11 protein-coding genes are annotated in these 13,394 nt (G+C 71.4%); 5 read left to right on the plus strand and 6 right to left on the minus strand.

Annotated features, from left to right (window positions below; genetic code table 11):
* The first annotated feature begins 80 nt into the window (after nucleotides 1–80).
* Nucleotides 81–977 (plus strand): homocysteine S-methyltransferase, encoded by an 897-nt coding sequence (mmuM, locus tag DSY14_RS07515; RefSeq protein ID WP_211715742.1) that lies wholly within the window; start codon nucleotides 81–83, stop codon nucleotides 975–977.
* 110 nt (nucleotides 978–1,087) lie between these two features.
* Nucleotides 1,088–1,438 carry a ribosomal protein L7/L12 gene (locus tag DSY14_RS07520; RefSeq protein WP_211715743.1) on the plus strand — a complete coding sequence of 117 codons (351 nt, stop codon included), beginning with the start codon at nucleotides 1,088–1,090 and terminating at the stop codon, nucleotides 1,436–1,438.
* 320 nt (nucleotides 1,439–1,758) lie between these two features.
* Here DSY14_RS07520 and DSY14_RS07525 read toward each other — a convergent pair whose 3' ends face one another.
* The 4 genes from DSY14_RS07525 to mraZ all read right to left on the minus strand — a co-directional run bounded on the left by DSY14_RS07525 (nucleotide 1,759) and on the right by mraZ (nucleotide 5,962).
* Nucleotides 1,759–3,747, minus strand: coding sequence for a penicillin-binding protein 2 (locus DSY14_RS07525; protein ID WP_211715744.1), 1,989 nt, complete (start codon nucleotides 3,745–3,747; stop codon nucleotides 1,759–1,761).
* Nucleotides 3,744–4,187 carry a hypothetical protein gene (locus DSY14_RS07530; RefSeq protein ID WP_211715745.1) on the minus strand — a complete coding sequence of 148 codons (444 nt, stop codon included), beginning with the start codon at nucleotides 4,185–4,187 and terminating at the stop codon, nucleotides 3,744–3,746. Before DSY14_RS07530 ends, DSY14_RS07525 begins: the two co-directional genes overlap by 4 nt.
* 9 nt (nucleotides 4,188–4,196) lie before the next feature.
* Nucleotides 4,197–5,252, minus strand: a complete 1,056-nt coding sequence (gene rsmH / locus DSY14_RS07535) for a 16S rRNA (cytosine(1402)-N(4))-methyltransferase RsmH (RefSeq protein ID WP_211715788.1) — start codon at nucleotides 5,250–5,252, stop codon at nucleotides 4,197–4,199.
* Nucleotides 5,253–5,530: 278 nt separating this feature from the next.
* Nucleotides 5,531–5,962 (minus strand): division/cell wall cluster transcriptional repressor MraZ, encoded by a 432-nt coding sequence (gene mraZ / locus DSY14_RS07540; RefSeq protein ID WP_211715746.1) that lies wholly within the window; start codon nucleotides 5,960–5,962, stop codon nucleotides 5,531–5,533.
* A 481-nt stretch (nucleotides 5,963–6,443) separates the two neighbouring features.
* On the opposite strand from mraZ, the gene DSY14_RS07545 reads away from it, so the two are divergent.
* From DSY14_RS07545 to DSY14_RS07555, 3 genes are read left to right on the plus strand one after another with little or no spacing between them, the layout of a single operon-like run.
* Nucleotides 6,444–7,436 (plus strand): MoxR family ATPase, encoded by a 993-nt coding sequence (locus tag DSY14_RS07545; protein ID WP_211715747.1) that lies wholly within the window; start codon nucleotides 6,444–6,446, stop codon nucleotides 7,434–7,436.
* A 40-nt stretch (nucleotides 7,437–7,476) separates the two neighbouring features.
* The gene (locus tag DSY14_RS07550) at nucleotides 7,477–8,730 is read left to right on the plus strand and encodes a DUF58 domain-containing protein (protein WP_211715748.1); all 1,254 of its coding nucleotides are present in this window, start codon (nucleotides 7,477–7,479) and stop codon (nucleotides 8,728–8,730) included.
* Between the two features lie 8 nt (nucleotides 8,731–8,738).
* Nucleotides 8,739–11,078, plus strand: coding sequence for a DUF3488 and transglutaminase-like domain-containing protein (locus DSY14_RS07555; RefSeq protein ID WP_211715789.1), 2,340 nt, complete (start codon nucleotides 8,739–8,741; stop codon nucleotides 11,076–11,078).
* Between the two features lie 299 nt (nucleotides 11,079–11,377).
* On the opposite strand, the gene DSY14_RS07560 is transcribed toward DSY14_RS07555, so the two are convergent.
* Both DSY14_RS07560 and dinB read right to left on the minus strand, forming a co-directional pair.
* Nucleotides 11,378–11,797, minus strand: a complete 420-nt coding sequence (locus DSY14_RS07560; RefSeq protein ID WP_211715749.1) for a DUF3040 domain-containing protein — start codon at nucleotides 11,795–11,797, stop codon at nucleotides 11,378–11,380.
* A gap of 244 nt (nucleotides 11,798–12,041) precedes the next feature.
* Nucleotides 12,042–13,328, minus strand: coding sequence for a DNA polymerase IV (gene dinB / locus DSY14_RS07565; protein ID WP_211715750.1), 1,287 nt, complete (start codon nucleotides 13,326–13,328; stop codon nucleotides 12,042–12,044).
* Nucleotides 13,329–13,394: the final 66 nt, after the last annotated feature.

The following is a 13,394-nucleotide window of genomic DNA, read 5'->3' on the forward strand; positions in this document are numbered from 1 at the left end:
GGTCGGGGGCGTTTCGGTGTCAAGGGAAGGCCCGGGATCACCTTCGGGTCGGGGCGGATGTGGTGAGGGAGGTGACGGCGATGGCGGAACCACCGCTGGTGCTGGACGGCGGGTTGGCGACCCGGTTGGAGGCCTACGGTCGCGACCTGGGCGGTGGCCTGTGGTCGGCGCGATTGCTGGCCGAGGAACCGTCGCTGATCGCACGGGTGCACCGTGACTACTTCGAGGCGGGCGCGGACGTGGCGATCGCCGCCGGGTACCAGGCGAGCGTGGACGCGTTCACCGCGCGCGGTCACTCCCGCACCGAGGCCCTGGGGCTCATCGCGCGGTCGGTGGAGGTGGCGACGGCCGAGCGGGACGCGTTCGGCGCGGGTCTGGTCGCGGCGGGGGTGGGCCCCTACGGGGCGTCCCTGGCGGACGGATCGGAGTACACGGGCGACTACGACCTGGACGAGGACGGGTTGTACCGCTGGCACCGGGAACGGTGGCGGGTCCTCGCGGGGGCCGGGGCGGATCTGGTGGCCTGCGAGACCCTGCCGTCGGTGACGGAGGCGCGGGCGTTGGCCCGACTGGTGGGCGAGACACCGGGTGTTCGCGCGTGGTTCTCCTTCTCGTGCGTCGATGACACCCGAATCAGTGACGGGACCCCGTTTCGGGACGTGGCCGCGGAGCTGGCCCCACTGCACGAGGAGGGTCGCGTCGTGGCGGTGGGTGTCAACTGTGTCCCGCCGTCGCACGTGCCGCGCCTGGTCCGGGAGGTGGCCTCGGCGGGTCTGCCCGCGGTGGCCTACCCCAACTCGGGTGAGGTGTGGGACGCCGGGCGCGGGGTGTGGACCGGTTCCACCGACGTCGGGGGTTTCGGTGCCGCCGCGGCCGGGTGGTGCGACGAGGGTGCGGTGCTGGTGGGCGGGTGCTGCCGTACCGGTCCTGGGCACGTCCGTGCCGTGCGCGAGGCTCTGGACGCCCGTTCCGACTGAACCGATCACGGGGTCGCCGGCGGCCCGCGGGCCGTGCGCGCTCGCGCGTACACTACGCGGATCCGGGGCGTTACGTCCCTGTTCTCCCTTCTGGAAAGGTTCTCTGGATCATGGCGCGTTTCCTCGGTCGACTCTTCGGACCCGAGCCCGAGAAGAGGCCGCTCGACCGGGACACGGTCAACGAGGCCCTGGCGCTTCTGCGGGACGGACGCAAGGTCGAGGCCATCAAGGTGGTCCGGATGCGTACCGGCATGGGCCTGGTCGAGGCCAAGAACCTCGTCGAGGACATGGAGGCGGGACGACCCGTCCCCTTCGCCCCGGACCCCGGCAACAGCCTCGCCGACCGGGTGCGGGAGCTACTCGATCAGGATCGTCGTCCGGAGGCGGTCACGATGGTCGCCCGCGAGACCGGCATGACCGATGACGAGTCGGCGCGTTTCGTCGATTCCCTCGACCGCTGACCCCTCGGCGGTCCTCCCGCCCCGGGCTCGACGCCGCGGCGACGGTGCGCGTTCCGGTCCGCCCCTCGGCGGTGTGCGGGGGCGCCTCGGGTGGAACCGTGAGGGGCGGGCGCTGACGCCGCGGGGCCCTACCCGATCCTCGGTGACCGTGCCCCGGCCGGGGCACGGGCACCGAGGATCGGGACACGCGACGTGCGCGGTGGAGGCCGCCCGTGGCGGGCGACGCACCGGAGGTGCCGGCGCGCCCCTCCCCCTGCGCACCAGAGGTGACGGGACACCGAGGGGGACGTGCGGCGGGACGGGTGCCCGCCGGACGCGGCCTAACCCTCGCCGCCGCCGTCGCCCTCCTCGTCCTCGTTCAGCCGGATGGCCGGGGCCTCCTCGTCCGTCGGCGGCACCTTGAAGGTCTTCAGCGCGAAGGACATGATGTCGTTGAACACCGGGCCCGCGGCCTCACCTCCGTAGTAGGTGCCCTGCGGGTTGTGCAGCACCACCTGCACCACCAGCTCCGGGTCGTCGGCGGGCGCGAACCCGGCGAAGGTGGCGGTGTAGCCGCCCTCGTCGTAGCGGCCCGTCTCCGGGTCGATCCGGTTGGCGGTACCGGTCTTGCCCGCCACCCGGTAGCCGTCGATACGGGCCTGGGGCGCGGTGCCCTCGTCACTGGTGACCGCCTCCAGCATGAGCTGGAGCTGCTCGGCGGTCTCCTGACTGATGACCCGCTCACGCTCGGGTGTGTCCGCCGGGGTGAACTCGCCCTCCGGGTCGACGGTGCCGGAGATGAGGCTGGGCTCGACCCGCACTCCACCGTTGGCGATGGTGGCGTACACCGAGGCCATCTGCACCGCGTTGACCGACAGACCGTGCCCGATGGACACCGACGGCAGCTGGGTGCCCCACCAGTCGTCGGGGTCGGTGAGCACACCGGCCTCCTCGCCCGGCAGGGCCAGGCCGGTGGGCTGTCCCAGACCGAAGTCGGTCATGTACCGGTGCAGGACCGGGGCGCCCACCTGGTCGGCGATCTTGATGGTGCCGACGTTGCTGGACTCGGCCATGATCCCGTTGACGGTGAGGCGCTGGGTGCCGTTGTTCGTGGAGTTACGGAAAGTCTGATCGAAGTACTGGAGGGCGTAGGGCACCGTGTAGACCGTGTCCGGAGTGGTCTCCCCCTCCTCCAGGGCGGCCGCCACGGTGATGACCTTGTTGGTACTTCCGGGCTCGAAGGTGGAGGCCACCGCACCGTTGGACCACTCCTCGGGCCCGCTGTCGGCGATGTCGGTCTGCGAGTAGGTGGGGTAGTCGGCCATGGCCAAGATCTCCCCCTCCTTGTTGGAGACCACGACGCTGCCGGCCTCGGCGTCCAGCTCCTCCACGCGGTCGGCCAGCGCCTGCTGCGTGTACCACTGCAGGTCACGGTCGAGGGTGAGCCGCACGTCCTGCCCGGCCTCCGGTTCGCGCACCAGACCGCCGGCCATGGGGATCTGGGTGCCGTCCTGGCCGACCTCGACCTGCCGTTTGCCGGCCTCACCGGCCAGGGTGGAGTCCATGTAGCCCTCCAGTCCCTCCAGGCCGTGTCCTTCGGAACCCACGAAACCGACGAGGTCGGCGGCGCCGGTCTCCTCCGGGTAGACACGCTCGTAGTCGACCTCGGCGCCCACACCGGCCAGACCCAGGTCGCGCAGCTCCTGCCACTCCCCCGGGGGGACCTTGTTCACGACCACCTGGTACCGACTGGGCGTGGCGTCGACCTTCGCCGCGACCTCCTCCTCTTCGAGGTCGAAACGGGTGACCAGTTCGTCGACGAGCTGGTCGCGTTCGTCCTCGGCGACCTCCTCGGGGTCGACGAAGACGGTGCGGACCTCCATCGACAGCGCGAAGGGGTTGCCGTCGGCGTCGGTGATCTGCCCGCGCAGGGTGGGGATGTCGATGGTCTGCATGCGCAGGTTCGCCGCGGCCTCGGCGTAGGTGTCGGCGTCGATCCCCTGGATCTGGGTGAGACGACCGGCGAACAGCAGCAGGATCACCACGATGATGGCCCCGCCGACCTTGATCCGCTTGCGGGGGTCGCCGGGTTGGAAGGTACGGCGCAGCAGCGGCGGGGGCGGTGAGCCGCCCGACCGACGCGGCGGTCGTTCACCGCCCGGCCGCACCGGACGCGTCGTGCCCCCGCCGCCACCTCCGGCGCGGGCGCGACCGCCCTGGGCGGGCCGGCTCGGTCGCCTCTGTGGACCCTGGCTCGGCCGCGACCCGGAGCGGTTGGTCGCTCCGGGTCGGCGGGGGTCACGCGGGCGTCGGTCCCGAGGGGTGCTCAATCATCGCTCCCGGCGTCCCCGGTGATCTCACCGTTGTCCACGTCCAGGAAGAGCGGGGCGTCGCCCGGTTCCATCCCCATCTCCTCGGCCTCCTGAGCGATGCGCTCGGAGGTCTCCAGGTGGGCGACGGACTCCTCCAACCTCTGTTCCTCGTAGGACATCTCGCGATTCTCCGATTGGAGACTGGTGATGGTGTAGGCCTCCTGGGCCACGACGCTGCGCAGCACCAGCAGGCTGATGAGGGCCGCGCCCAGCAGGCAGAGGATGAGCAGCACGAAGGGGATCTTCGGCGCCCGCCCGGTACCGGCGGCGCCGCCGGGTCGCACCGTCGCCGCGGTGGCCTTGCCGCGCACCGGACGTCGGGGCGCGGCGGGACGCGTGGTGGTCCCGGTACGCCCGCGTCCCTTGGTGGTGCGGCGGGTGTCCGTCTTCGTGCTCATGTGCTCTCCCTACTGCCGCGACGGTTCGCGCACACGTTCCGCTACCCGAAATCGGGCGGATTGTGCACGCGGATTGCGTTCGTTCTCTTCGACCGTGGGGAGTTCCGCACCCCTGGTGAGGAGTTTCAGTTCCGGTCGGCGGTCAGGGAGGGAGACCGGAAGGTCCGCGGGGGTGGTGTCGGTGGCGAGGGCGGCGAACGCCTTCTTCGTGATCCGGTCCTCCAGGGAGTGGTAGGACAGCACCGCGATGCGTCCGCCCACGGCCAGCCGGGAGAGCGCGGCGGGCAGGGTCTCCTGAAGGATGGACAGTTCGGCGTTGACCTCGATGCGCAGCCCTTGGAACGTGCGTTTGGCGGGGTGCCCACCGGTGCGCCGAGTGGCGGCGGGGATGGCCTCACGGACCAGCTCCGCCAGATCGCGGGTGGAGGTGATGCGGCTCTGGGCGCGGCGGCGTTCGATGGCCCTGGCCACGCGCGGGGCGAAGCGCTCCTCGCCGTAGGCGCGCAGGACGCGGGTGAGGTCGCCGACGGGGTAGTCGTTGACGACCTGCTCGGCGGTGAGCTCCTGGGTGCGGTCCATGCGCATGTCCAGGGGCGCGTCGTGCGCGTAGGCGAAACCACGGTCGGTCTCGTCCAACTGGGGTGAGGAGACGCCCAGGTCGAGCAGGACGGCGTCGGCGTGCGTGTGGCCGGCCTCGTCCAGGGCGCGCGGGATCTCCGAGTAGACCGCGTGCACGAAGTGGGTGCGGTCGGCGTAGGGCCGCAGGCGCGCGGCGCTGCGCTCCAGCGCGGTGGTGTCACGGTCCACCCCGACCAGCCGCATCCGGGGGCAGGCCTTGAGCAGGGCCTCGGAGTGACCCCCCAGGCCGAGCGTGCCGTCCACGAGGACGGCTCCCGGGCGCGTGAGCGCGGGGGCGAGCAGTTCGACGATGCGGTCGAGCATCACCGGGACGTGTTCGGGCGCGAGCCCTTCCCGGGCGGCTTTGATACGGGCGTCGAGGTCGTCGTGGTCCTGGTGTGGCCGGTCGTCCCCCTCGGGACGGTCGTGCTGCCGGGTCTCCCCCATGCGGTGCTGTTCCTCCACGCTGTCGCGGTCTCCCCCTGAGTCCGTGACGTCGCCCCGGGGGGCGCGTCACGGTGTCCTTCGCGTGGCTCGGCCGGAGGTCACCGGCGGGCCTTCGGACACGGCCGCCATTGTCCACCCTTCTCTGGGGCGAACGATCACGACCTGGCACCGGGGAAGTCGTGCCAGCTCGTGTCGACCGTGTCCGAAGACCGTTACCGGCCCCGGCATTGCATGGACGTCGTGCCGTCCGCGCGGCGGAGAAAGCAGGGCCGCCCCGCTCACAGCACCCCGGGCAGCACCTCCTCCGAGAGTTGCGCGAACGCCTGCTCCTGCTCGGCCTCGTACTCCGACCAGGCCGGGGAGTCCCAGATCTCCAGACGCGTGTTCGCGCCGATGACGACGCACTCGCGGTCCAAACCCGCGTAGTCGCGCAGTTTCGGCGGGATGGTGACCCTGCCCTGCTTGTCGCAGGCCTGGTCCGACGCGCTGGCGAAGAGGACCCGGCTGTAGTCGCGAACCGCCTTGGCGGTGACCGGCGCCGTGCGCAGGGACGCGGTGAGACGAGCGAACTCGTCCGTCGGAAAGACGTAGAGACAACGCTCTTGGCCCTTCGTGATCACCACACCCCCCGACAGTTCGTCGCGGTACTTCGCGGGAAGGAACAACCGTCCCTTCTGATCGAGGCGAGGTGTGTGGGTGCCGAGGAACACACGCTCACCCCCCTCACCCCCCTAAGTGGAGAATTCACCCTCTCCACGATGCTCCACCTTACTCCACTCTTCCCCACCGTCAACAGCGTTAATCGGCGCGCATCGCCCGAAGGTTCGATAAATTCACAGGTCACAGGGGTGGTGCCGAAGTGGGGCGCGGGTGGGGGCCGAGCGTGGCGCGGGAACACCCCCCACTCCCCCACCACAGGGACGAGGCGCGTCCCACGCCGACCCGCGGCACGGTCCCCGACGGTCGGCCCGAGTGCCGCCCCGAGGGTCGCCTTGCCCGGTTTCCCGCATCCGTCCCACTTTTGTGGACCCTGCCCACACCACTGATCAGAGGTACGTTTCGGGACCTTGGGACACATCGGCATCGGGATCCCCCATGCGGCCGCCGATTCCGGCACTTTGGTTTGCATTGGGTCTGATTGGGCCTAGCCTCGGATCGATACACCGGGGCATATGGAGCGGGAGGGGTCTCGTGTCACTCGGCACACAGCACGACGGTCACGGGGGTGGCGTCCAAGAGGACGTGGGTACCGTCGCCGCCGTCGCCGACCGCGTCCGCGACGCGATCGAGACGGTCATCGAAGGCAAGCCCGACGTGCTGCGCATCGCGCTGACCGTCCTCCTCGCCGAGGGCCACCTGCTCATCGAGGACGTCCCCGGAGTGGGGAAGACCATGTTGGCCAAGGCCCTGGGACGGGCCGTGGACTGCTCGGTCCAACGCGTCCAGTTCACCCCGGACCTGTTGCCCAGCGACATCACCGGCGTCAGCGTCTACCACCAGGACCGCAACGAGTTCGAGTTCAACCCCGGCCCGGTGTTCGCCAACATCGTCCTCGGCGACGAGATCAACCGCGCCTCGCCCAAGACCCAGTCGGCCCTGCTCGAATGCATGGCCGAGCGCCAGGTCAGCGTCGACGGCGAGACCCGGGCACTGGAGCGACCGTTCATGGTCGTGGCCACCCAGAACCCGAGCGACATGGAGGGCACCTACGCCCTGCCGGAGGCACAGCGGGACCGCTTCATGGCCCGTGTGTCGGTCGGTTACCCCTCGCCCCAGGCCGAACTCGACATGATCGACTCGCACGGGTCGCGCTCCCCCCTGGAGAGCCTGGCGCCCGTGACCAACGCCGGCGAGATCCGCGACCTGGTCGAGCGGGTCCAGCACGTGCACGTGGCCCCCGGCCTGCGCCGCTACATCGTCGACCTCGTCAACGCGACCCGGACCGCGCCCGAGCTCAAACTGGGCGCCTCCCCCCGGGCCACCCTGCACCTGGTGCGGGCGGCCCGCGCCCACGCCGCGTTGGAGGGCCGCCACTACGTGGTCCCCGACGACGTGCAGGCACTGGCCGTCCCCGTTCTGGCCCACCGGCTCCTGCCCGGCCCCGAGGCCCAGATGGAACGCCTGAGCGCCGAACAGATCGTGGCCCAGCTGGTCGCCCGACTGCCCGTGCCCGGCCCCCGCTGACCCTACGCGGCAGCGCCCGACCCCCATCGAGAGACAGGCGATGCGCCCGCAACGCACCCTCACCGTCCGCGGTGGCCTGATGCTGTTCTTCGGCGCGGTCGCACTCGTGTGCGGTCTCGTCGTCGGCCAACGCGAGATCGTCGGCGTCGGACTGCTCCTGGTCCTGGTACCGGCGATCGGCGCGCTCACCCTGATCGGCGCCGCCGGCCGGATCGTCGACAGCCGTGACCTGCGGCCCCGGCGGATCCCCGCCGGCACCGACACCCAGGTCCTGATCCGGGTCGGCAACTCCTCCCCCGTCTGGCCCGTGGGTTGGGTGCGGTTGGAGGACGGCCTGCCGGTACGCCTGGGCCACGAGCCCCGCTACACGCTGGGCTACCTGGGCCCGCGCGCGGTCCGCGACATCACCTACCTGGTGCGCCCGGAGGTCCGCGGCCGCTACCCGGTGGGGCCGCTCCGGGTGAGCGTGCTCGACGCCCTGGGCTGTGTGCGGGTCGACCGTCCACTGGGTGCGCCCACGCCCCTGCTGGTGACACCCCGCTTCGTGTCCCTGTCCGAGCCGGGGCGCGTCGACGGCACGCCGGGCGAGGACTCCCCACGGCGTTCGGTGACCGGGGTCGGCGAGCGGGACCCGATCCCGCGCGCCTACCGACACGGTGACGAACTCCGCCGTGTGCACTGGCGTTCCACCGCCAAACACGGTGAACTGATGGTGCGCCGGGACGAGCAGCACCGGCGCGAACGCAGCACCGTGCTGTTGGACACCCGTGCCGTCGCCCACAGCGGCGAGGAGCGGGACGGCTCCCTGGAGACCGCCGTGAGCGTGGCCGCGTCCATCGCGCTGCACGTGCTCGACCACGGGCACGAACTGCGATTCCACACCGAACGGGGCCGCCTGGTCACCGAGCACGCCACCGGTGTGCTGGACGGGCTGGCCGTGGTGGAGTCCTCCGAGGCCCACGGACTCGGCGGCGGCGTCGGTGCGCTGGAGGGCGCCCGCGGTGCCGCGTCGGGTCTGGTCGTGGCGGTCCTGGGCGCGATCGACGCCGAGGGCGCCACCGCCCTGTCCCGGGTGGGCGGATCCGCGACCCGGGTGGCGGTGTTGTGCACGCACGCCGCCTGGCCCGACTCCGAGGCCCTGCGGCGTGCGGGCGACCTGTTGACCGCCCACGGCTGGCGGGTCCTGCCCGTGGCCGACACCACCGAACTGCCCCCACTGTGGGACCAGGCCGTCACCCCCGAGGGCGGCCCCGTCGCGGCGGGCACCCGAAACCCCTGGGAGGGTCCGCGTTGAGAGCGCTGATGCCCCTGGCCACACTGGTCACGATGCTGGCGTCGCTGCCCCTGCTGAGCGGTCTGGTCCGCGGCGACCAGTGGTGGCTGCCGGCCGTCGTCCTCATGACGGTGGTCGCGCTCGTGTCCGCCGCGTACCGGTCGCTGGTCAACGGCTCCCTGGCCGTCCCCTTCCTGCAACTGTTCGCCGTGGTCCTGGTCTACGCGCCCCTGTTCGCGCCCCAGACGGCCGCCCTGGGCTTCCTTCCCACGCTGGAGACCCTCGACCACACCGCGGCCCTGTTCGAGCAGGGCATGCACACCATCGACAGCGACACCCCGCCGGTCTCGCCCACTCCCGGGTTGAACGCGATCATCGCGCTGACGTTCATGGTGTTCGCGATGACCGCGGACTTCCTGGCCGTGACGGCGCGCTGCCCCGGCATGGTGGGCGGCCTGCTGCTGGCCCTGCTGGTGGTGCCCCTGTTCGTCGACGACGCGGGGGTGTCCTGGGGGCCGGCCGCGATCAGCGCGCTCGGCTTCCTCGCCCTCCTGGCGGTGGACATGTGGGCGCGCGGGCGGGAATGGGGGGCTCCCGTCGCCTCCGGTCCCCGTCTCGACGCGCGCTACGACGGTGTCGCCGGGCGGGTGGGGCTGGCCGCCGCCGTCGCGGTCCTGGCGATCACCCTCGCCCTGTTGCTGCCACAGGTCGTGCCCTCGCTGCGCACGGACGCCCTCTACTCCCTGGCCGCCGACAGCCGGTTCGGCGGCAACGACTCGGTGACCACCACGCATCCGATGGTGTCGCTGCGTCGGGACCTCGGGGCCACCTCCGAGCGGACGGTGTTGACCTACCGCACCGACGACGAGGATCCCGAGTACCTGCGCACGTTCGTCCTCGACGAGTTCGACGGCGAGAACTGGACGATGACGCCGGTGCACGCGGGTCGCGACAACGGGGCCGACGGTGACCTGCCCCCGCCCCCCGGCCGGGACGACGAACCCGCCGAGGACGACCTCGTCACCACCAGGATCTCCCTGGACTCCGACACCGCGCCCATGGACTTCCTGCCACTGCCCTACCCGGCGCGGTCGGTGGAGATCTCCGGTGACTGGTACGTGGACGAGAGCACCCTCATGGTGTTCACGACCGAGCCCCCGCCCAGCGGCTACAACTTCGTGGTGACCTCGGCGGCGAACCGCCCCGCGTCGCAGGACCTGGCGTCCGCAGGGCCGCCCCGTTCACTGGACGACGACCGGCTCGACCTGCCGGGGGACCTGGACGCGCGGGTGGGCGAGCTCACCGCGTCGCTGATCGAGGACGCCGACTCGGAGTACGAGGCCGCCCTGGCCCTGCAGGAGTTCTTCATCGGCGGCGCCTTCACCTACGACCTGAGCCCGCCGCAGGTGCCCGAGGGTTCCGACCCGCTCACGCACTTCCTCTTCGAGGACCGGATCGGCTACTGCGAGCAGTACGCCGGTGCGATGGCGGTCATGGCCCGGCAGGCCGGGATCCCCGCACGGGTCGCGGTCGGCTACACCGCCGGTCGGCCCAGTGGTGAGGACCGATGGACCGTGGCCGCGCGCGACGCGCACGCCTGGCCCGAGCTGTACTTCGAGGGATCGGGGTGGGTGCGGTTCGAGCCCACACCGTCCGACCCCGCCGGGGGCCAGGGCACCGCCTCCCGGCCCGACTACAGCGCGGGTGAGGACGACCGTCAGGACGACGTGGTGCCCGAGTCGGAGTCGGCCGAGGCCCCCGAACCCAGTGCGTCGCCGGATGCGGACTCCTCCCCCGCTCCGGACACGGGAGCCTCGCCCGACCAGGGTTCCGACGAGGCCGCCGGCGCGACCGAGGACACGGGGGCCGGGGCCGGTGCGCGGGAATCGCCCACATGGCCCGCCGGGGTGGGGATCGGTCTGGTGCTGCTGTTGTCGGCGGCCCTGCCGGCGCTGATCCGGGCCCTGCTCCGTGGGGTCCGGCGATCCGCGGTGGCCGCGGGCGGCCCCACGGCGGCGCACGCCGCCTGGCGGGAGCTGCGCGACACCTGTCTGGACCTGGGGACGACCTGGGACCTCGGTGAGACCCCCCGGACCGCCGCCGGACGCCTGTCCTCCATGGGAGCCACAGGGCTCTCGGAGGAGGCCCGGAACGCGCTGTGGCGCCTGGCCCTGGCCGAGGAGGCCGCCCGGTACGCACCCGAGCCACGTACCGTTCCGGGTCTCGCGGGCGATCTGGACACCGCCCGTGCGGCACTGATCGGCGCGGCCACGGCCGGATGGCGGTGGCGCGCCCTGCTGCTGCCACCGTCGCTGGCCCCCTGGCGACGTCCCAGGGTCGCGGCGAAGCCGCTCCTGACGCTGCCCTGAGGCCCGCCACCGCGGGGTGGACGCACGTGATCGCGGGGTCCGACCGAGACCGGTCGGACCCCGCGATCACGCTCCCCCGCCGCGAGGAGCGTCGAAGACGGGGCTCGGGCCACGCCGGGGACGTGCGCTCCGGGCGCGACCCGTGCCCGGGCCGGCACCACGTCGGCGGGTCGACGACCGCAACACATGACGATGGGGCCCGTGGGCGACCGATCATGGTCGTCCACGGGCCCCACGGTCACGAACTCTCGTGCACTCCAGGAGCGGCCGGCCGGTGTCGGGCGGATCCCGCCGGTCGGCTACTGCTCGTCGCCTTGTTGCCGGCGGCGCCAGCGCTCCTCGATACGGTTCATCATCCCGGGCCGCTTGTCACCCTTGCGCCGCTTGGGCGCGGGTTCCTCGGCGGCCATCTCGGCACCGCCACCCGCGGCCTTGCGCCAGGCGTTGGCCCCCATGAGGAACGAGGCCAGCATCAAGACGAATCCGAGGACACTGATGGACACCGGCAGCACCATGGAGGTGTCCGGGTTGCTCAACAGCAGGCCCAGTAGCAAGAGCACGATACCGGTGATGAAACCGGCTCCGGCCCTGATGATCCAGCGCTTGTAATGCACCGAGGGGTTCGTCTGCCGAACGGTGTTGGCGAACTTCGGGTCCTCGGCGTACAGCGCCCGCTCGATCTGGTCGAGCATGCGCTGCTCGTGTTCAGAGAGCGGCACGGCGCCTCCCTACGGCAGTCCCCGGTTGGGGTGACGGGTACTGATGAACAGTCTCTTGGTCAGTGGTATGCCCAGAATACGGGGCGCTAGCGCCTGGTGGAAAGAAAAGCTGCGTGTGTACCTGGCCCACCACGGCCACGATACCCCCGCCCTGTAGAGGAAACACCGGCTTCCATGCCTCTCTTCTTACCCTGAACTCCGGTCCTACCCTGAGAACGCTCAGAGTGCCTCGGAAGTTGCCGCATCATACGTCGTTTTCGTCACGCTTGGCCAGTACAGCCGACTGTATCGCGCCTGGCCCGAAACGTGCCGTTACACGGTCCATAACCCGTTCAACGTCCCGCCAACCAGAATCCTCCTCCCCCAAGGCCAATTGACGATGATGCCGCCCTTCCTCGGTCACGCCCTCCACGCGCACCCCGACCAGCCTCAGGGGGGACCCCTGGAGGCCGGACGCGGCGTGGAGTTCGCGCGCCACGGCACTGATCTCCCGAGCCACGTCGGTGGCCTCGGGGAGCGTGCGTGAGCGGGTGATCGTGGAGAAGTCGGCCCGACGGAGTTTGATGCTCACCGTGCGCCCCACCTGACCCGAGGAGCGCAGGCGACGCGCCACCTTTTCGGACAGACGCAGCAGTTCACGGTCGATCGCGTCCGGGTCGTCGACGTCCTCGGCGAAGGTCTCCTCGGCCCCGACGCTCTTGTCGGGTGTGTCCACCACCACACGGCTGGGGTCGTGCCCCCGGGCGAGTTCGGCGAGGCGCGCGCCGGCCTTGTCCCCCAGTTCCATGCGCAGGAGTTCGGGGTCGGTGCGGGCCAACGCTCCGACGGTGCGCAGCCCCAGCCGGCTCAGCACACGTTCGGTCTTGTCGCCCACCCCCGGCAGAGCGCCCACGGGCAGGGGGTCGAGGAAACCGTGGACCGCGTCGGTGGGCACCACCAACAGGCCGTCCGGTTTGCAGTGCGTGGAACCGAGTTTGGCGATGAACCGGGTGGCGGCCACCCCCACCGAACAGGTCAGGCTCTGCTCCCGGCGGACCCGTTCGCGGATCATCGCGGCGATGCGGGCGGGACCGCCCAGTCGGCGACGCGCACCGGACACGTCCAGGAAGGCCTCGTCCAACGACAGCGGCTGCACGAGGGGCGTGACCGACCTCAGGATGTCCATGACCGCTTCGGACACCCGCCGGTACGCCGTGCCGTCGGGCGGATAGACCAGGGCCTGCGGGCACAGGCGCATCGCCTGGGCCATCGGCATGGCCGAGTGCACCCCGTGACGACGGGCGATGTAGTCGGCGGAGGAGACGACGCTGCGCGGCCCCGTGCCGCCCACGATCACCGGTCGGCCGCGCGCTTCGGGACGGCGCAGTTGTTCGACGCTGGCGAAGAACGCGTCCATGTCCAGATGCAGGATGTCGCAGTCGGCGTCCGGCCCGGAGCCGTCCACCGGGAAACCGGAGTCGAGCGGGACGATACCGTCCCGGGTCACCACACCTCGCAGAGCGGCTCCGCGCTCCAGCTGACGTCGGCTCATACGCCCAGGTTATGTCCTGTTCCGAGGTCGTGCCCGTCCACTCCCGGCGCCCCCGACCCGGCCGGG

Origin of the sequence: Nocardiopsis sp. MG754419 (assembly GCF_018207095.1) — a bacterium.
Lineage (GTDB): Bacteria > Actinomycetota > Actinomycetes > Streptosporangiales > Streptosporangiaceae > Nocardiopsis.

Coding starts and splice junctions, on each gene's coding strand:
- DSY14_RS07530 (WP_211715745.1), bottom strand. CDS start 4,187: ATGAGCACGAAGACGGACACCCGCCGCACCACCAAGGGACGCGGGCGT.
- dinB (WP_211715750.1), bottom strand. CDS start 13,328: ATGAGCCGACGTCAGCTGGAGCGCGGAGCCGCTCTGCGAGGTGTGGTG.
- DSY14_RS07550 (WP_211715748.1), top strand. CDS start 7,477: ATGCGCCCGCAACGCACCCTCACCGTCCGCGGTGGCCTGATGCTGTTC.
- DSY14_RS07520 (WP_211715743.1), top strand. CDS start 1,088: ATGGCGCGTTTCCTCGGTCGACTCTTCGGACCCGAGCCCGAGAAGAGG.
- mmuM (WP_211715742.1), top strand. CDS start 81: ATGGCGGAACCACCGCTGGTGCTGGACGGCGGGTTGGCGACCCGGTTG.
- rsmH (WP_211715788.1), bottom strand. CDS start 5,252: ATGGGGGAGACCCGGCAGCACGACCGTCCCGAGGGGGACGACCGGCCA.
- DSY14_RS07555 (WP_211715789.1), top strand. CDS start 8,739: ATGCCCCTGGCCACACTGGTCACGATGCTGGCGTCGCTGCCCCTGCTG.